At 69.6% G+C, this 18,169-nt stretch carries 19 protein-coding genes and 1 pseudogene; 8 read left to right on the top strand and 12 right to left on the bottom strand.

Annotated elements, in window-relative coordinates:
• The first annotated feature begins 111 nt into the window (after positions 1-111).
• Positions 112-996, top strand: coding sequence for a hypothetical protein (locus tag N8I84_RS24710; protein WP_263231577.1), 885 nt, complete (start codon positions 112-114; stop codon positions 994-996).
• Positions 997-1,030: 34 nt separating this feature from the next.
• On the opposite strand, the gene N8I84_RS24705 is transcribed toward N8I84_RS24710, so the two are convergent.
• The 3 genes from N8I84_RS24705 to N8I84_RS24695 form a co-directional block, all read right to left on the bottom strand.
• Positions 1,031-1,345, bottom strand: coding sequence for a hypothetical protein (locus N8I84_RS24705; protein WP_263234876.1), 315 nt, complete (start codon positions 1,343-1,345; stop codon positions 1,031-1,033).
• Positions 1,346-1,565: 220 nt separating this feature from the next.
• Positions 1,566-2,135: a hypothetical protein gene (locus N8I84_RS24700; RefSeq protein WP_263231576.1), complete on the bottom strand. Its 570-nt coding sequence runs from the start codon at positions 2,133-2,135 to the stop codon at positions 1,566-1,568.
• 162 nt (positions 2,136-2,297) lie between these two features.
• A complete protein-coding gene (locus N8I84_RS24695; RefSeq protein ID WP_263231575.1) occupies positions 2,298-3,926 on the bottom strand; it encodes a beta-N-acetylhexosaminidase in 1,629 nt (542 codons plus the stop codon).
• Positions 3,927-4,209: 283 nt separating this feature from the next.
• Between N8I84_RS24695 and N8I84_RS24690 the strand changes: the two genes are divergently transcribed.
• The 6 genes from N8I84_RS24690 to N8I84_RS24665 all read left to right on the top strand — a co-directional run bounded on the left by N8I84_RS24690 (position 4,210) and on the right by N8I84_RS24665 (position 9,262).
• On the top strand, positions 4,210-4,812 hold the full coding sequence (locus tag N8I84_RS24690) for a 2-oxo-4-hydroxy-4-carboxy-5-ureidoimidazoline decarboxylase (protein WP_263231573.1): 603 nt from the start codon (positions 4,210-4,212) through the stop codon (positions 4,810-4,812).
• A gap of 281 nt (positions 4,813-5,093) precedes the next feature.
• Positions 5,094-5,474, top strand: coding sequence for a succinate dehydrogenase, cytochrome b556 subunit (sdhC, locus tag N8I84_RS24685; protein WP_103837432.1), 381 nt, complete (start codon positions 5,094-5,096; stop codon positions 5,472-5,474).
• 8 nt (positions 5,475-5,482) lie between these two features.
• Positions 5,483-5,977, top strand: a complete 495-nt coding sequence (locus tag N8I84_RS24680; RefSeq protein WP_263231571.1) for a succinate dehydrogenase hydrophobic membrane anchor subunit — start codon at positions 5,483-5,485, stop codon at positions 5,975-5,977.
• 19 nt (positions 5,978-5,996) lie between these two features.
• Positions 5,997-7,751 carry a succinate dehydrogenase flavoprotein subunit gene (sdhA, locus tag N8I84_RS24675; protein ID WP_263231570.1) on the top strand — a complete coding sequence of 585 codons (1,755 nt, stop codon included), beginning with the start codon at positions 5,997-5,999 and terminating at the stop codon, positions 7,749-7,751.
• A complete protein-coding gene (locus tag N8I84_RS24670; protein WP_263231569.1) occupies positions 7,751-8,521 on the top strand; it encodes a succinate dehydrogenase iron-sulfur subunit in 771 nt (256 codons plus the stop codon). Before sdhA ends, N8I84_RS24670 begins: the two co-directional genes overlap by 1 nt.
• Positions 8,522-8,674: 153 nt before the next feature.
• The gene (locus N8I84_RS24665; RefSeq protein ID WP_263231567.1) at positions 8,675-9,262 is read left to right on the top strand and encodes a Uma2 family endonuclease; all 588 of its coding nucleotides are present in this window, start codon (positions 8,675-8,677) and stop codon (positions 9,260-9,262) included.
• A 21-nt stretch (positions 9,263-9,283) separates the two neighbouring features.
• On the opposite strand, the gene N8I84_RS24660 is transcribed toward N8I84_RS24665, so the two are convergent.
• The 6 genes from N8I84_RS24660 to N8I84_RS24635 form a co-directional block, all read right to left on the bottom strand.
• A complete protein-coding gene (locus N8I84_RS24660; protein ID WP_103837437.1) occupies positions 9,284-9,547 on the bottom strand; it encodes a TM2 domain-containing protein in 264 nt (87 codons plus the stop codon).
• A gap of 270 nt (positions 9,548-9,817) precedes the next feature.
• On the bottom strand, positions 9,818-10,210 hold the full coding sequence (locus N8I84_RS24655) for a DUF2752 domain-containing protein (RefSeq protein ID WP_263231566.1): 393 nt from the start codon (positions 10,208-10,210) through the stop codon (positions 9,818-9,820).
• Positions 10,211-10,217: 7 nt separating this feature from the next.
• Positions 10,218-10,604 carry a TM2 domain-containing protein gene (locus tag N8I84_RS24650; RefSeq protein ID WP_263231565.1) on the bottom strand — a complete coding sequence of 129 codons (387 nt, stop codon included), beginning with the start codon at positions 10,602-10,604 and terminating at the stop codon, positions 10,218-10,220.
• 156 nt (positions 10,605-10,760) lie between these two features.
• Positions 10,761-12,317, bottom strand: a complete 1,557-nt coding sequence (locus N8I84_RS24645; protein WP_263231564.1) for an ABC transporter substrate-binding protein — start codon at positions 12,315-12,317, stop codon at positions 10,761-10,763.
• A 148-nt stretch (positions 12,318-12,465) separates the two neighbouring features.
• Positions 12,466-13,707, bottom strand: a complete 1,242-nt coding sequence (locus N8I84_RS24640; protein WP_263231562.1) for a metallophosphoesterase — start codon at positions 13,705-13,707, stop codon at positions 12,466-12,468.
• Between the two features lie 18 nt (positions 13,708-13,725).
• Complete coding sequence (locus N8I84_RS24635) at positions 13,726-13,968, bottom strand: SCO4848 family membrane protein (protein ID WP_263231560.1); 243 nt, start codon at positions 13,966-13,968, stop codon at positions 13,726-13,728.
• Between N8I84_RS24635 and N8I84_RS24630 the strand changes: the two are divergent.
• Positions 13,907-15,338: pseudogene (locus N8I84_RS24630) on the top strand (D-alanyl-D-alanine carboxypeptidase). The gene N8I84_RS24635 and the pseudogene N8I84_RS24630 sit on opposite strands and share 62 nt — an antisense overlap.
• Here N8I84_RS24630 and N8I84_RS24625 read toward each other — a convergent pair.
• The 3 genes from N8I84_RS24625 to trpS form a co-directional block, all read right to left on the bottom strand.
• Positions 15,241-16,203, bottom strand: coding sequence for a YihY/virulence factor BrkB family protein (locus tag N8I84_RS24625; protein WP_263231559.1), 963 nt, complete (start codon positions 16,201-16,203; stop codon positions 15,241-15,243). The pseudogene N8I84_RS24630 and the gene N8I84_RS24625 overlap by 98 nt on opposite strands.
• Positions 16,204-16,354: 151 nt before the next feature.
• Positions 16,355-16,936: a 2'-5' RNA ligase family protein gene (locus N8I84_RS24620; protein WP_263231558.1), complete on the bottom strand. Its 582-nt coding sequence runs from the start codon at positions 16,934-16,936 to the stop codon at positions 16,355-16,357.
• Between the two features lie 164 nt (positions 16,937-17,100).
• Entirely contained in the window at positions 17,101-18,114 is a 1,014-nt protein-coding gene (trpS, locus tag N8I84_RS24615) for a tryptophan--tRNA ligase (RefSeq protein WP_263231556.1), read from the bottom strand.
• Positions 18,115-18,169: the final 55 nt, after the last annotated feature.

Raw genomic sequence — 18,169 nt, 5'->3', positions numbered from 1 at the left:
GAACTCCCGCACGCGCCCGGCGCGACCTTTGTCCCGCTTGTCCGTGCGGTGGCGTCGACGGTCCCACCTCCTGTACAACCGGGCGCCTTCCGATCCTGAAGGAGTGCGCGCGTGAGACCCCGTTCCGCCGTTGCCGCGCTGACGGTTCCCGCTGTGTCCCTGCTCTCGTTGTCCCTGGCCGGGTGCGCCGAGAGCGGCGGAACCGGAGCCCCGGCGGAGTCGCCCGCCGCAAACGTCGGCGCCAGGCCGAAGGCGGCACCCGCCGCACCACGGACACCCGAGGAGTTCCTCGCCCGGGCGAGGGAAGCGATGTCCGGGCAGAAGGGCTGGACGTTCGCCGTGAAGGGGAACGAGGGCCTGGCGTCGCAGGGACAGCAGAGCACGGCCACGTACACGGCCACGCTGCGGCGCACACAGAGCCCCGTGGCGCTGCACTCCACGGGAACGACGTACGCCAAGGGCCTCGCCAAGCCGGAAGAGGTCTACGTCGTCGACGGGACGGGGTACGTCAGGAAGGGCGCGGCCGGGGCACCGTGGAAGAGCGGCCCCCTGTCGGATCCGAAGATCGCGAACGTGGTGGAGGACCCGGTCGCCGCGCTCACGGCGTTCGGGAGCTACGCCCGGGAGGAGTCGGGCGGCGGCGTCTCGGTCGTGAAGTCGGGCGGTGCGGTCGAACTGCGGGCCGAGGTGTCGTCGGTGAAACTCCCCGCCGTACGGGACCGGGGCGTCGTGAAGCAGGCGGTACGCGAACTCACGCCGACCCTTGAACAGGTGCGCGCGGCCGGCGTCAGCGCGCCCGAGAGTCAGATCCTGGTGGAGCGTGTCGAGGAGGTGCTCTCCCTCGACTCCGCCACGTACCGCATCAGGTCCCACCGTTTCCGGTGCACCTTCCTCATCCCCTACGGCGGACGGACGATGCGTTACAGCCAGGACGTGACCGAGCGCACGGAAGGCGTGTTCACGCGGACCATCACCCTCCCGACGGGCCTCGGGTGAAACCTCGGCCGGCCGTGGCGGCCGCGGCGAACCCTCAAGCCGTCCCGCTCGTCGCGTCCCGGCACAGCAGTCGTAGCGAGCCGTCGCCGTGGTAGCAGCGGCGGGCCTCGTCGATGGGGTCCCAAAGGCTGCCGTCGGGTGTGCGCACCCAGTGGTCGCCGCCGGACGACCACCACTCCCCGCCGGTCAGCCGGACCACCACCTCGCCCGCGTACGCCCCGAACCCGCGCAGCGCGGTCTCCACGGCGGCGTACGGCGCACCCTGACGGCTTATCTCCTCGATCGTCCGGTCAACCCGCCACAGGCTCTGCGCCGAGTAGTCGAGTCGCATCCGGGCGCCCTCGCGCATGGCCGAGACGGCGTCGGCGGCCCAGCGGACGGGCTTCGTGGCGGCGTGGGGCCTGGTCACCTCAGTTGCGTTCACACCCGGAAGAGCGCCCTTGACCGCCGTGGCGTCACGCCGTCCGGAGGGGGTCCCCGACACCGGCGCAGGACCGCCCCACCGCACCACAGGACGGTCACAGGATCCTTGCAGCGGAAGGGGTTTACGGGGGTGTGCTCCTCTGGGGCTACGAGCGGCCCCGTGCACGCCGGGACACCACGGCACGCAGCACCCGGCGCCCCTCGGTCGACACGTCGAGGGCCCGGCGCAGTCCGCCCGCCCCGTGGTCCGTGACCAGCTCCAGCACGGTGACCTGGCGCCGAAGTTCGGCGGCGACGAGCGGCGGCATGCGGTCCGTACGGCCCTCGCGGCAGGCCGCGACCGGGGCGTCGCCGTCGGCGGGGTCCAGCAAGCGGTGGATCTGCAGCGCGGCCACCGAGCAGGCGTCGGCCCACCGGCGCAGGGCGTCGGCGGACGGCTCGGCGGGGACCGCCTCGAGCATGCGGCGGGCGAGCCGTGCGGCCTCGGTCTCGGAGGCGCAGTCGGCGTCCGCCGCGGAGTCCTGCCCGGCCGCCAGCTCTGAGCGCGCCTTGGTCAGTCGCTGCTCCCAGTCGTGCCCCTCGACGAGGCTCGCCCACAGCGGCCGCAGGACCTCGTCGTCGCCTCCGAGGAGCGGCACACACCGGTCCAAACAAGCCAGTCCGCTCGCCGCGAGTGCCCGCTCGTCGGCCTGCGCGATCAGGTCCACCAGGCTCATCAAGCCTCCTCGAAACGCCTCGTGGGGGCGCCTCTTCCGTACGGAGCCCGCATCTTCCCTTACTGCGTGCGACGGACCGGGAGTGTCACAGTCACACCTGGGGAGCTGTCGAGGCGTTCGAGGAGGGTATTTTCGGCCATCGAACCTGCCCGAGGGGGCGTTTCAGCCCAGCCGGCCCGCCAGCGCCTTGAACTGCGTCCAGGACAGCGACGGGGTCCGCGAGTCCCACAGCTTCTGCGCCGTCGCCCGCAGCGGCATCCGGATCCCGGCCGCCACCTGGTCCTGCGTCTGGGCGGTCGGGCGGTCGCTCCAGACGGCGAAGACGCCGCCGAGGATCTGCCCGTCGTAGCGCGCGGGCACCGCCGTCGTGCCCCGCAGCACGCGCGGGGTCCACTGTTCGTAGATCCGCTGCCCGGTGGGGTAGACGAAGGTCTGCGGCTGACCGAGCACGTAGTAGAGGTACTCGTCGTTGTAGTTGATCACCTTGCGGCCCGCGCCCAGGTAGTCGGTCGGCGGCCGGGCGCCCAGCTCCTTGCCGGTCCAGTACGCGGCCTCGAGATCCCCGGCCGGCTGCACGGAACTCGCCCGGTAGAAGCCGTCGTTCCAGGCCCGCATGGTCCTGCCGTGCCCGCGCATCACGTTCGCGCGGTCGTTCAGCCAGCCCGTCGCGAGGTCGGCGACGCCCGCCTTCGGCCCGAACCGGGCCCGCGCGGCGGCGGCGAGCTGCGGGTAGGAGGCGGCCGGGTTGCGCGCCATCAGCGCCAGGTACTCGTCGCCGCCGAGATGCCAGTACGCGCCGGGAAACACGCCCGAGAACTCGTTGAGCAGATCGTCGACGATCTTCGCCGCCGCGGGCTTGGAGATGTCGACCGCCCCGCGCGTGGCGACGCCGGAGGCGTTGCGCAGCTGGATGTCGGGGTGGGCGGCGATGACGGCGCCCAGGTGGCCGGGCGAGTCGATCTCGGGCACCACGGTGATGTGCCGACTCGCCGCGAGATCGACGATCCTCTTCACATCGGCCTTGCTGAGGTGCTGCTTGGAGACGATCTCCGGGTGCGAGGAGGACTCGATGCGGAAGCCCTGGTCGTCGGAGAAGTGCAGACCCAGTTCGTTGTACTTCAGGTCGCCCAGCTCACGTATGCGGTCCTCGATCCAGCCGGCCGTGTAGTACTTGCGGGCGATGTCGAGCATGAACCCGCGCCGCGGCTTGGCGGGCGCGTCGTTCACGACGCCCTCGGGCGCGGTGCCGCCGCCGTGCACTTCCTGCTTCAGGGTGCGGGTGCCGTAGAAGACGCCGGCCTCGCCGGGCCCAGTGATCTTCACCCGCCCGTTCGTGACGGTCAGCGTGTACGACTCCTGGTTGCCGCTGCCCGTCAGGCCCAGCTCCACGTCGCCGGCGCCGGCACGGGTCCGCCCGCCGTACGCCATGCCCAGCTCCCCGGCCAGCAGCCGCCCCTCGTCGGCGAGCTGAGCGTTGTCGACCACCACCCGGTGCCCGGAGGCGGGCCGCCAGCCCGGTCCCCGCGCCGCGGTGAACCGGCTGACGGCGGGGATGGTGCGGGGCGGTTGCGACACGGGGTAGGAGCGGGACGGGACGGAGCGGGCGGAGCCCGTGGACGCCGCCGACGTGCCCACGGAGGCCCCGGCCCCGTTCGGCGAGCCGCCACCGGAGGGCCACAGCGTCACGGCCGCCGCCACACCGCCCGCCACCACGATCCCGGTGGTCGCCAAGAGCAACCTGGTGCGCCGTACGTGCGTCTTCCCCTCGGGGACCTGCCTGCGGCCGGTCACCAGGTCACATCCGTTTCGACTCCGGGGCACGGCCGCACCGTGTTCCTCTGCATGCATATGCGTTTTGGTATTCGCCCGACCTTGGACCGCACGCGACTCACCTCCACACTCTGCCCCCCTGTCGTTCCTCTCCGAAGCTACGACCCCCGTCCGGCCGACGTGTCCACGAGAGGCCCCGAAACTCTCCCATCCGGGTGAAATCCGGGCAGCGACTGGACGCCGACCCGACCGCCGTCGCTAACGTGGCGGCGCATTTCTCACACGATCCCCTGCCGACCCGCACGTGACGCGCACGAGCCGTCACGCCAGCCGCCGAGGACCCACGCTGCCCGCGCACCGTCTCCCGCACCTCCCCGGCCACACCGCCCTCCCGGCGCAACACCGCACCGAGGCCGCGACGGGCCTGGAGCGGTTCAACCGCGCACCCGCCGACGACGTCCGGCGCGCCCTGCTCACCTGCTGCCGCAGCCTGCGCTGGGCCCACCGGGTCGCCGAGCACCGCCCCTACCCGGACCTCGACTCCCTGCTCGCCGCGGCCGACGAGGCGACGTACGACCTCACCCCCGCGGACCTCGCCGAGGCCCTGGCCGGGGAATCCCTCGCCCCGCTCCCCGACGGCACGTACTCCGCCGCCCACACCGCGCTGAGCGCGGCACACGCGGCATACGAGAGCAAATTCGGACACGTGTTCATCATCTGCCTGGACGAGGTGGCGCCGGACGAGCTGCTGGACCAGCTCCTCGCGGCCATCCGATCACGATTGGCCAACGATCCCGAGGAGGAGCGGGTCCTGGCGACAGAGGAACTGCGCCGCTTGGCGAGGGGGAGGCTGACGCGCCTGGCACGGGACTTCTCCGAGCGAACTGCGGTGGAACGCGCCGTTTAGGGGCGCGGGGCTGTGACACGGGCGGCTCCGCCGCGTGGTCGCAAGCACCCGCAAACCACCCGCACCCGGCAGAAAAACAACAGCCCTCACCCCGGTAGCCGCCCGGTCGATGAGCCATCCGTGCTCGTTTGAGTGCCTGATTGATCACACCGGCAGGCCCCCCGTAAGCGCCGCAGGCAAGCGTCGCTACCATGCTGGGGGCCGGTGGACCGTACCCGGCCGGGCCCGACCGACACAGAAAGCCGGCGCGGCCCTAGTCCCCGCTCCCGGAGGGTTCTTCCGTGCCGGCTGGAACGCTGTACCGCGGCCGGGAAGGAATGTGGTCCTGGGTGGCTCACCGAGTCACCGGCGTCCTCATCTTCTTCTTCCTGTTCGTACACGTGCTGGACACCGCTCTCGTCCGTGTCTCCCCCGAGGCCTACGACAAGGTCGTGGCCACGTACAAGACACCGATCGTCGCGATTCTCGAGTACGGCCTCGTCGCCGCCATCCTCTTCCACGCGCTCAACGGCCTCCGCGTCATCGCGGTCGACTTCTGGTCGAAGGGCCCGCGCTACCAGAAGCAGATGCTCTGGACCGTCGTCGGAGTCTGGGTCGTGCTGATGCTCGGGGCGATCTACCCCGTCCTCGGCCACGCCGCTCGTGAACTCTTCGGGAGCTGAGGCGCACGATGTCGAACAACACAGTCACCACTGAAACCACCACCTCCGGCATCGGCCCCGTCGAGGGTGCCTCGCTGTACGACGTCGACAACCCGGCGCCGGTCATCGAGCCGCCCCGCAAGCGGACGAGGAAGACCCCGAAGTCGACCCGCGGCAACTTCGAGATGTACGGCTGGCTGTTCATGCGCCTGTCCGGCATCGTGCTGGTCGTCCTGGTCATCGGCCACCTGCTGATCCAGCTCGTGCTGGACGGCGGTGTCTCCAAGATCGGCTTCGCCTTCGTGGCCGGCCGCTGGGCCTCCCCGTGGTGGCAGGTCTGGGACCTGACCATGCTGTGGCTCGCGATGCTGCACGGCGCCAACGGCCTGCGCACGGTCATCAACGACTACGCCGAGCGGACGAACACGCGGCTGTGGCTGAAGGGCCTGCTGTACACCGCCACGGTGTTCACCATCCTGCTGGGCACGCTGGTGATCTTCACCTTCGACCCGAACATCCGCTAGGCACGGGGCTGCGAGAATCATGAAGATCCACAAGTACGACACCGTCATCGTCGGCGCCGGTGGCGCCGGTATGCGCGCCGCCATCGAGTCGACGAAGCGCAGCCGCACCGCCGTGCTGACCAAGCTCTACCCCACCCGCTCCCACACGGGCGCCGCGCAGGGCGGTATGGCCGCCGCGCTCGCGAACGTGGAGGAGGACAACTGGGAGTGGCACACCTTCGACACGGTCAAGGGCGGTGACTACCTGGTCGACCAGGACGCCGCCGAGATCCTGGCGAAGGAGGCCATCGACTCCGTCCTCGACCTGGAGAAGATGGGCCTGCCGTTCAACCGGACGCCCAACGGGACGATCGACCAGCGCCGTTTCGGCGGTCACTCCCGCAACCACGGTGAGGCCCCGGTCCGGCGCTCCTGCTACGCGGCCGACCGCACCGGCCACATGATCCTCCAGACGCTGTACCAGAACTGCGTGAAGGAGGGCGTGGAGTTCTTCAACGAGTTCTACGTCCTCGACCAGCTGATCACCGAGGTCGACGGCGTCAAGCGCTCGGCCGGTGTCGTGGCGTACGAGCTGGCGACCGGTGAGATCCACATCTTCCAGGCGAAGGCCGTGATCTACGCCTCCGGCGGCTGCGGCAAGTTCTTCAAGGTGACGTCGAACGCGCACACGCTGACCGGTGACGGCCAGGCGGCGGTGTACCGGCGGGGCATCCCGCTGGAGGACATGGAGTTCTTCCAGTTCCACCCGACCGGCATCTGGCGCATGGGCATCCTCCTGACCGAGGGTGCGCGCGGTGAGGGCGGCATCCTCCGCAACAAGGACGGCGAGCGCTTCATGGAGAAGTACGCGCCGGTCATGAAGGACCTCGCCTCCCGTGACGTCGTCTCCCGCTCGATCTACACGGAGATCCGCGAGGGCCGCGGCTGCGGTCCCGAGGGCGACCACGTCTACCTGGACCTCACCCACCTACCGCCGGAGCAGCTGGACGCCAAGCTGCCCGACATCACCGAGTTCGCCCGTACGTACCTCGGCATCGAGCCCTACACGGACCCGATCCCGATCCAGCCGACCGCGCACTACGCGATGGGCGGCATCCCGACGAACGTCCAGGGCGAGGTCCTCGCGGACAACACCACGGTCGTCCCCGGCCTGTACGCGGCCGGCGAGGTCGCCTGCGTGTCCGTGCACGGCGCCAACCGCCTCGGCACCAACTCGCTGCTGGACATCAACGTGTTCGGCCGCCGTGCGGGCATCGCCGCCGCCGAGTACTCCCAGACGGCGGACTTCGTCGAGCTGCCGGAGAACCCGGAGGAGCTCGTCGTCGGGCAGATCGAGCAGCTGCGCAACTCCACGGGCAACGAGCGCGTGGCGGAGCTGCGTCGTGAGCTGCAGGAGACCATGGACGCGAACGTCATGGTGTTCCGCACCGAGCAGACGATCAAGACGGCGGTCGAGAAGATCGCCGAGCTCAGGGAGCGCTACAAGAACGTGGCGATCCAGGACAAGGGCAAGCGGTTCAACACGGACCTGCTGGAGGCCGTCGAGCTGGGCAACCTGCTCGACCTCGCCGAGGTGATGGCGGTCTCCGCGCTGGCCCGCAAGGAGTCCCGCGGCGGTCACTACCGCGAGGACTACCCGAACCGCGACGACGTCAACTTCATGCGCCACACCATGGCGTACCGCGAGGTGGGCGACGACGGCACCGAGTCCATCCGTCTCGACTACAAGCCGGTCGTCCAGACCCGCTACCAGCCGATGGAGCGTAAGTACTGATGGCTACCCCTGTTCTGGACAAGGCCGAGGCGAGCGCTTCGGGCTCGGCAGCGTCCCCCTACATCACGGTCACCTTCCGCGTCCGCCGCTTCAACCCCGAGGTCTCGGCCGAGGCGGCCTGGGAAGACTTCCAGCTGGAGATCGACCCCAAGGAGCGCGTCCTCGACGGTCTGCACAAGATCAAGTGGGACCTGGACGGGTCGCTGACCTTCCGCCGCTCCTGCGCGCACGGCATCTGCGGCTCGGACGCCATGCGGATCAACGGCAAGAACCGCCTCGCGTGCAAGACGCTGATCAAGGACATCAACCCCGAGAAGCCGATCACGATCGAACCCATAAAGGGCCTGACGGTCCTGAAGGACCTGGTCGTGGACATGGATCCGTTCTTCCAGGCGTACCGGGACGTGATGCCGTTCCTGATCACCAAGGAGACGAACGAGCCGACGCGCGAGCGTCTGCAGTCGGCCGAGGACCGGGAGCGCTTCGACGACACGACGAAGTGCATCCTGTGCGCGGCCTGCACGACCTCCTGCCCGGTGTTCTGGAACGACGGCCAGTACTTCGGCCCGGCGGCCATCGTCAACGCGCACCGCTTCATCTTCGACTCGCGTGACGAGGCCGGCGAGCAGCGGCTGGAGATCCTGAACGACAAGGACGGCGTGTGGCGCTGCCGTACGACGTTCAACTGCACGGACGCGTGCCCGCGCGGCATCGAGGTCACGAAGGCGATCCAGGAGGTGAAGCGGGCACTGATCACCCGCCGCCTCTGAGGTTCGTCCCGCACGACGCCTGAGGGCCCCGTCCGCTGGGAACGGGGCCCTCAGGCGTGTGGGGACACGATCGAGTGAACGTGATCATCAGGGACGTGCGGGCACGTTCCGGCCTACGATGATGCTCTCGACACAGCCCACGGGAGGCACCTGATGTCCGCAGCAGCCGTCGAGCGGCCACACGAGGAACGGCCGCTGATCGCCGAAGCGAATCTCATCATGGAGAGTCTTCCGGGTCGCCGCGTCGAGATCATCGGAGGACAGCTTCTCTTGAGTCCGGCACCAGACGGCCCGCACTCCGAGGCCCTCATGCTCTTCGCGGCACCGTTCCTGCAGTTGGGCTTGGTGCGAGCGCTACCGAACATCGGCCTCTGGCTGCCGACCGGGGCGGAGGACTACGTGATCCCCGACCTGTCGGTGGTCGACGACGACTATCGCGATCACCTGGTCGAGAACAGCTGCTACGACCCGACTTGCTTCCGCCTCGTCATGGAAGTCACGTCCAGCAACTGGAAGACCGATCTGCGTACCAAGGTCGCCTACTACGCCGAGGCGAAGATCCCGGTCTACGTCATCATCGACCGCCAGCACCAACGCCTCCACGTCCTCACCGATCCGGTCCGCGGTAACTACGCCACGCACCACATTCACATCGCCGGCGAGCTGGTCACACTCCCCGACTCTATCGGCGGAAAGGTCACCCTGGACGTCACCAAGCTCCTCATGGCCGGGCAGCGGTAACCCCGGTAAGGCCCCGCCGCCTCAGCCCCGCAGTACGCGCCCCTGCTTGTCCGTGCGGTCGTTGCTCGTCAGGAACAGGATGCCGTCGATCAGCGCCCAGATGCCGAGGCCGCCGCAGGTGAACAGCTGGGCGATGCCCACGCCGACCGAGCCGACGTAGAAGCGGCCGATGCCGAGGCTGCCCAGGAAGATCTGGAGGATGCCCGCGACGATCTTGGACTTGTCGGAGTACGGACGGCCCTGCGGGTCGACGCCGTAGGGAGCCTCGGGGGTGGGGACGGTCATGGAACTACTCCTGGAAGTGCCGTAGCGGATCACGGAGAACCGGAATGGTTGACTCCGGAATGAGGCGAGGAGGGATCCCGCCACGAAGATGGAATGAGAGTTCCGACCGGGATCCGGCCGGAGATCTTCTGTCGTCGTCCCCCTGCGAGCTGGGAGCTTAGGTAAAGGAAGCGCAAGGGCGGGAGAGGGTGTGAATGATTGTTCCTGTTCCGTGATCAAGTCCGGACAGGCGGCGTTCACATCAAGGCGACATCGCTCAACTCTCGCCCGCTAGAAGGCGTTACGGACCACCGTCCACGCCACCGCCAGCGCCAGGACCAGCACCTGTGCCCGCGTGCTCAGTTGTGGCTGCCAGCGACGGCCACGCAGCCCTTCGACCGCCCAACGGCCCAGAAGGGCGAGGGCGTACGGCGAGGCGAGCAGCAGCGCCCTGTTGTCCAGCCACGCCTCGGTGAAGTGACCGTGCATCAGGTCGTACACCATGCGGGTGCCGCCGCAGGCGGGGCAGAGCAGGCCCGTCAGGAGCCGGAACGGGCACTGGGGCAGCACGTGCCCGGGTTCGTGCGGATCGGTGACGTACAGATAGCCGGCCCCGGCCGCCCCGGCGGCGAGTACCGCCAGGGGAGCCGCCGCCGGATGCCGCAGTACGGACTGGGGGGACACCGGTTCCTCAGCCGCGCAGGACGCGGCCCTGGGAGTCGGTCTGGTTGCTGCCCGTCAGCAGGATGATGCCGTCGATCAGCGCCCAGATGCCGAGGCCACCGCAGGTGAACAGCTGGGCCAGGCCCAGCCCGACGTTGCCGATGTAGAAGCGTCCGACGCCGAAGGTGCCGAGGACGAACTGCAGCACACCGGCGACGATCTTCGACTTGTCGGAGTAGGGGCGGCCGTAGGGGTCGTAGCCGTACGGCGCGTTGGGGTCGCCGGTGTACATCCCTGGCGGCACGGCGCCGGGCGCGTACCCGTACTGCGGATACCCGTACCCCGGCGGCGGGCCCGGGGGCTGGTTCGGGTACCCGTAACCGTAGGGACCGGGCTGCTGCGGCTGTTCGCTCAAGGACTGCTCCTGGGACCGGTTGCGGGGAGCCCCGCGAAGATACGACAAGACGAAAAATGAGCCCGGTCATCATGCCCGAGACGCCCCCGAGCGCAGAAGCCGGGGGCGTCTCGGGCGATCACATGTGATGGCAGGAAGTTCACATGTGGCGGTGGCTCAGATCCAGTTCAGCCGCCAGAGGCGGAAGACGCCCGTGCCGTCCGACAGGTACTGGCCGCCGCCGACGTCCTCGCTGCTCACCACGTACTCCTTGCGCTGCCACAGCGGGATCAGCGGGACGTCCTGCGCCACGATCTGCTGGATGCGCTGGAAGTCGTCGGCGGTCCGGCTGCGGTCGGAGTAGCGCTGGCTGTCCAGGATCAGACCGTCGACCTGCTTGTTGCTGTAGCCGTTCTTCATGCTGTTGCCGGTGCCGACGAGCGGCGCGGTGAAGTTGTCAGGGTCGGGGAAGTCGGCGACCCAGCCGACGGCCCACGCGTCGAGCTTGCCGCTCGCGTACCGCTTCTGGAAGTCGGTCCACTCGTAGCCCTTGACGTCCACCGTGAACAGTCCGGTCGCCTCCAGTTGCCGCTTGAGGTCGGCGGCCTCCTCGGCGGCGGCGCCGCTGCCCTGCGCGTAGCCGTAGGTGAAGTGGACGGGCGCGCTCACACCGGCGGCGGTGAGCAGGGCGCGGGCCTTCTTGGCGTCGGGCTTGGGGTAGGCGTCGAAGAACGACGTGGTGTGCCCCGTGATACCCGCCGGAATCAGCGAGTACAGCGGGTCCGTCGTGCCCTCGTAGACGGTGCTGACCAGTTCCTCGCGGTTGATGACCGAGGCGATGGCCTGGCGGACACGGCGGTCGTGCAACGGTGAGCCGGCGGAGGTGTTCAGGACGATGTTGCGGATCTCCGCGCTGTCGGCCTCGGCGACGCGCTGGCCGGGGTCGCTCGGCGAGAGGTTGGCCAGCACGGAGGGCGGCAGCTGGCGGGTGGCGACATCGACGTCCTTCGCCTTCCACGCCTTCTCCAGGGCGGCGGGGTCGGCGTAGTACCACAGCTCGATGGGCCGGCCGGTTTCCTTGATGTCGCCCTTGTAGTGCTTGTTCGGGGCGAGGTGGGCCGTCTTGTCCTTCGTGTACGACGTCAGGGTGTACGGCCCGGTCCCGTCGACACCGTTGTCGGTGCGCAGCTTGTCCTGCGGGTACTCGGTGCGGTCGACGATGGAGCCGGCGCCGGTGGCCACCTTGAACGGGAAGGTCGCGTCCGGCGTGGACAGATGGAAGGTCACGGTCAGCCCGCTCGCGTCCACCGAGTGCAAGGTGTCGAGCAGGGTCGCGGGACCGACGTCGGAGTTGATGCGCTTGACCCGGTCGAAGGAGTACTTGACGTCTTCGGCTGTCATGGCGCGCCCGCTGGGGAACGTGACGTCCTTGCGCAGCGTGCAGCGGTAGGTCTTCAGGTCCGTGCCCACGAATGCGCAGCTCTGGGCGGCGTCCGGCACCGGTTCCACGCCGTCGGGTTCGAAGGTCAGCAGTGACTGGAAAACGCTGCTGAACAAGGCCCACGATCCGGCGTCATAGGCCCCCGCCGGATCGAGCGAGGTGACGGCGTCCGTCGTCCCGACCGTGATGGTCCTGTTGGTGTTCTCCTTGGCCGGCAGCAACTGCCACCCACCCACTCCCGCGCCTGCCAACACCAGCACAGCCGCGAGAATCCGTATGCGAACCGATCGCATCGGCGCCCCTCCCCAGGCCCTCAGCGCATACCACTCCCCTGTGGCGATGATCACCCAATCACAGTGTTTCAAGTGGAGGAAGAGGCATTAGTTGAAGATGAGAGAGAACTTACCCAGAGGATGTTTCCGTCAGGTTTCGGCCAAGGCATCAGGCCTGGCGGGAGGCCAGTTCGATGACCGTGATGTCCGACGGGGCACCCACCCGCGTCGGCGGTCCCCACGCTCCCGCTCCGCGGGACACGTACAGCTGGGTGTCGCCGTAGCGGTCCAGGCCGGCGACCGTGGGGTTGGCGGCGGCCGCGACGAAGTTGCCCGGCCAGAGCTGGCCGCCGTGGGTGTGGCCGGAGAGCTGGAGGTCCACGTGGTGCCTGACCGCTTCGTGGATCTGCAGCGGCTGGTGGGCCAGGAGGACCACCGTGCGTGAGGTGTCGCGGTCGCCGAGCGCCTTGGTGAAGTCGGGGCCCTCGCCCTCGCTCTCGCCCGCCAGGTCGTTGACGCCGGCCAGGTCGAACGCGGGCAGTTCCGTGCGGGCGTTCTCCAGGGGGTGCAGGCCCAGTCGGCGTACCTCCTCCACCCACTGGTCCGCGCCCGAGAAGTACTCGTGGTTGCCCGTGACGAAGTAGCTGCCGTGACGGGCTTTCAGCCGGGACAGCGGGGCCGCCGCCGGGCCCAGGTCCTTGACGCTGCCGTCGACCAGGTCGCCGACGACCGCGATCAGGTCGGGCTGGGTCGAGTTGATCGTGTCCACGACCTTCTGCGCGAAGCCCCTGCCCAGCACGGGACCCAGGTGGATGTCGCTCACCACCGCGATCCGGAAGCCGTGCGCCGCGCGCGGGAGTTTGGCCAGCGGCACCGTGACCCGCTTCACGGCGGGGCCGCGCAGGACTCCGTAGGTGCCGTAGCCCACCGTGCCGACCGCGGCCGCGGCCACCGCGCCGCCGACGACCCGGGAGACGAACAGCCGCCGGGACGGGGCGGACTGCACCTGTGACGGCGCGGGCTCCGGGTCCGCGGGTGCCGGTCCCACCGGCACCGTTGCCGGCAGCGGTGCCCTCTCCTCCGCTCGCGCCCCGCGCTCCACCAGGCGCCGCACCAGCGGTCGTACCAACTCCCCCGCCACCAGCGCCAGCAGCAGGTACAGCGTCAGCGCCATCCACAGGAAACCGGGCCAGCCGAGGACGCGTTGCAGCCAGAACGGGGCGCCGGCGCGCTCGGCGACCAGGGCCGCGACCATCAGCACCGGCCCGGCGACGAGCACCGCCGTGCCGGTGCGGCGGGCGAGGCCCGGACCGCGGGTCGTGTCGCGGACCAGCCGGCGCCACGCGTACCAGTGCAGGGCGACGAGCGCCGCGAGGACGGCGAGGGCGACCAGCACGAAGACGACGACCACGGTGTTGTCCCCGTCCCGCTATGACGTTCGCCGCAGTGCGCGCAGTCCGCGCAACCCGATGACCCCGATGACAGTCCCAAGGACAAAGGAGACGACGGCGAGCGTCAGGTGCACCCAGAAGTACGCCGTCGGATTCCCCGCGTGGTCGAACGCGAGTCCGCTGCCGTCCTTCCAGAGGTTCTTGACGAAAGTGATCCAGATGACCCAGCTCCACACCCCGAAGGCGAGCAGGAACCAGGAGACGGGGCGGCTGAGCTTCATACCTTCAGTATCGCGGGTCGCGGGCGGCCACTCGCCCGGGGGTGCGCGGCAACGGCCGGGACGGGTCGGGACTTCACCGTCGGCGCCCGGTACCTTCGCGGTCGTGTCCGCCTTGAAGAAGATCGTCGGGCGCCGCCTGCCGGTCGCCTCCGCCGTCGTGCTGTCCCTCTCGCTCGCCGCACCCGCGACCGCGTTCGCGGCCCCGAAGACCCCGGCAGCGTCGCCCTCGGCCACCCCTCCGGCCGTGATGTCGACCGTCGGCGGCGAGCAGCTCGGCAGGCCCGGTACCCAGGCGAACCTGGGCAGCGGTGCCCCGGTGCTGCCGAAGGACGTCACCGCGCGCTCCTGGATCGTCGCCGACGCCGAGTCCGGTGACGTCCTCGCCGCCCACAACGCGCACTGGCGGCTGCCCCCGGCGAGCACCCTGAAGATGCTGTTCGCGGACACCGTGCTGCCGAAGTTCCCGGCGAGCGAGACGCACAAGGTGCTCCCCTCCGATCTGGCCGGCATGGGCGCCGGATCCAGCCTGGTCGGCATAAAGGAGGGCGAGACCTACACCGTCCACGACCTGTGGCTCGGCGTGTTCCTGCGCTCCGGCAACGACGCCGTGCACGCGCTGTCCGCGATGAACGGCGGCGTCCCGCAGACCGTGAAGGACATGCAGGCGCACGCCGAGGAGCTGCAGGCGCTCGACACGCACGTGGTCAGCCCGGACGGCTACGACGCCCAGGGGCAGGTGTCCTCGGCGTACGACCTCACCCTGATCGCCCGCTCCGGACTTCAGAAGAAGGACTTCCGCGACTACTGCTCGACGGTGCGGGCCAAGTTCCCGGGCGAGACCACGGAGAAGGGCGGCAAGAAAACCCGCGGGTCGTTCGAGATCCAGAACACCAACCGGTTGCTGGCCGGCGACTACGACATGACCCCGTACCGGGGCATCGCGGGCGTGAAGAACGGCAACACCACCAACGCGGGAGCGACCTTCACGGGGGTCGCCGAGCGCAACGGCAAGGTGCTGCTGGTGACGGTCATGAACCCGGAGAAGCACGACCACAACGAGGTCTACAAGGAGGCCGCCCGGCTGCTCGACTGGGGCTTCGGCGCCGCCGGCAAGGTGACGCCGGTGGGCGAGCTGGTCGCGCCGAAGAGCGCGGCCACGGGCACGGCCTCCAGCGGGACGCCGTCCCCGCCGCCGCGGCCGGGGGCCCGGCAAGCCGGTGGCGGCCTCGGTGCGGGAGGGCGGCTCCAGCGGGATGGGCGTGGCGCTCGCCATCACGGCCGGCCTTCTGGTGCTGCTGGGCGCGGGGGCGTTCCTGGTGAACCGCCGCTGGCCGCTGCCCGATCTGGTACGTCGCCGGACGCGTCCCTGACCTGTTCCGCCTCCTCCTCCTTGCTCTGCGTCGCCGTCCAGGCGGCGCAGAACAGCACGAGCTTGGAGGTGAAGTTGATCCACAGCAGCAGCGCGACGGGCACGCCGAAGGCGCCGTACATGCTTTTCCCGGCGACGCCCTGGATGTAGCCGCTGAGCAGCAGTTTGAGCAGTTCGAAGCCGACCGCGCCGATCAGGGCGGCGACGAGGAGGCGGCGCCGCCGCGGCTCCACGCCGGGCAGCAGGGTGAGGACGTAGAGCAGGACGAGGAAGTCGGCGAGGACGGAGACGGCGAAGGCGGCGATCCGCAGCAGGACGCTGCCCCAGCCGCCCCGGTCGAGGCCGAGCTGCCCGGCCATCCAGTCGACCAGCGCGGTGGCGACGGTGGACGTGGCGAGGGTGACGACCACCGCGCCGCCGAGGCCGACCAGCACCAGGCCGTCCTTGAGCGTGCGCACCAGGGGGTTCCCGTTGTCGTCCGGCAGCTCCCACACCGCGCGCAGACAGTCCCGCATCTGGCCCACCCAGCCGATGCCGGTGAACAGCAGCACGGCCCCGGCGATCACACCGACGGTACCGGCGTTCTGCACCAGGCCGTGGATGTCGAGCTGGCTGGAGATGCCCGGGAACTGCTCGGCGACCTTCTTCTGCACGGTGTTCTGCTGGGCCTGGCTGAGCGTCGCGGCGCCGATCGCGGCGGCGACGGTGAGCAGCGGGAAGAGCGCCACGAAGCTGACGAACGTCATCGCGGCGGCGAGCCGGGTCCACTTCACGCGGTCCAGGCGTTCGTAGGAGCGCCAGGCGTGCGTGGTCATCAGGCGCGTGACCAGTGGCCCGATGCCGGGGAGTCTCTTCAGCCAGTCCATGATCCGTCCCTCCCCTCGGGAACCCGGTCTTCACCCCGGTATTCCGGTCTGTATCCGGCTTCCCCGCATCGCCCGTTTCAGTGAGAGGCCGCACAGAGGAGAGATATAGAGATATGGAGAGGTTATGCCCGTTTCGTCGCGATACGGAGGCCTAGAGGCTCGGCAGGGTGGCGTTCTCGGCCGGGGCGGCGGCCTGCGGCGGTACGACCGCGCTGCCGAAGGGGAACTCCCGCAGCTTGCGCCAGACGCCGTCCGCGCCCTGCTCGTACAGTGCGAAGCCCGTGCAGGGCCACTCGGCCGCGTAGTCCGCAAGCTCCTCGTACGCGTGGTCCATCGACGCGTCGTCGATGCCGTGCGCCACCGTCACATGCGGGTGGTACGGGAACAGCAGCTCGCGCGCCACCGGCCCGGAGGGGTCCCGGACCTGCCGCTGCAACCGGGAGCACGCCTCGGCGCCCTCGGCGACCTTCACGTACACCACCGGCGACAGAGGCCGGAACGTGCCCGTGCCGGCCAGCCGCATCGGGAAGGGCCGCCCGGCCGCCGCGACGGAGACGAGGTGCGCCTCGATCGCGGGCAGATCCGCGGAGTCCACCTCCGTCGGCGGCAGCAGGGTGACATGGGTGGGAATGCAACGCGCCGCGGCGTCGCCGAAGCCCGCGCGCAGCTCTTGGAGCTCGCTGCCGTGTGGCTCCGGGACCGCGATCGACACACCGATCGTTACGGTCCCCACGTCGTCTCCCTGTCGTCGTGTCGGTCGTCGTGTCGGATTCGTGCACAGCCGTCCGGCTATCGACTGTACGGCCACGACCGCCCGTCGGGCAGGCGCAACCGCAGTGATGTACAGCGCTCTTGGCCGTGGCGCGTCCCTGCGCCGGTACGCGCCGCTCCCGGACGTCAGTGCTTGGCGGGCAGGAAGCCCACCTTGTCGTAGGCCTGCGCCAGCGTCTCCGCGGCGACGACGCGGGCCTTCTCCGCGCCCTTGGCGAGAATCGAGTCGAGGGACTCGGGGTCGTCCAGGTACTGCTGGGTGCGCTCCCTGAACGGCGTCACGAACTCGACCATGACCTCGGCGAGGTCCGTCTTGAGCGCGCCGTAGCCCTTGCCCTCGTACTGCCGCTCCAGGTCCGCGATCGGGGTCCCGGTGAGGGTCGAGTAGATCGTCAGCAGGTTGCTGACGCCCGGCTTCTGCTCCACGTCGTAGCGGATCACGGTGTCCGTGTCCGTGACCGCGCTCTTGACCTTCTTCGCGGTGGTCTTCGGCTCGTCCAGCAGGTTGATCAGGCCCTTCGGCGTGGACGCCGACTTGCTCATCTTGATGGACGGGTCCTGGAGGTCGTAGATCTTCGCCGTCTCCTTGAGGATGTACGGCCGCGGGATCGTGAACGTCTCGCCGAAGCGACCGTTGAACCGCTCGGCGAGGTCGCGGGTCAGCTCGATGTGCTGCCGCTGGTCCTCACCGACCGGGACCTCGTTCGCCTGGTACAGCAAGATGTCGGCGACCTGGAGGATCGGGTAGGTGAACAGGCCGACGCTCGCGCGGTCGGCGCCCTGCTTTGCGGACTTGTCCTTGAACTGGGTCATGCGGCTTGCCTCGCCGAAGCCGGTGAGGCAGTTCATGATCCAGGCGAGCTGGGCGTGCTCGGGGACGTGGCTCTGGACGAAGAGCGTGCACCGCTCCGGGTCGAGCCCGGCCGCCAGCAGCTGGGCGGCGGCCAGGCGGGTGTTGGCGCGCAGGTCCTTCGGGTCCTGCGGAACGGTGATCGCGTGCAGGTCGACGACCATGTAGAACGCGTCGTGGGTCTCCTGCAGGGCAACCCACTGGCGGACGGCGCCGAGGTAGTTGCCGAGGTGGAACGAGCCCGCGGTGGGCTGGATACCGGAGAGCACGCGAGGACTGTCAGAGGCCATGTTCACCATTCTCTCAGGTCCGGGGGGCCGGGCTGGAACTGGCCGGGAACAGCTG

The sequence above is a fragment of the Streptomyces cynarae genome (assembly GCF_025642135.1).
GTDB lineage: Bacteria > Actinomycetota > Actinomycetes > Streptomycetales > Streptomycetaceae > Streptomyces > Streptomyces cynarae.
This window is presented reverse-complemented; position numbering and strand designations above follow the sequence as displayed.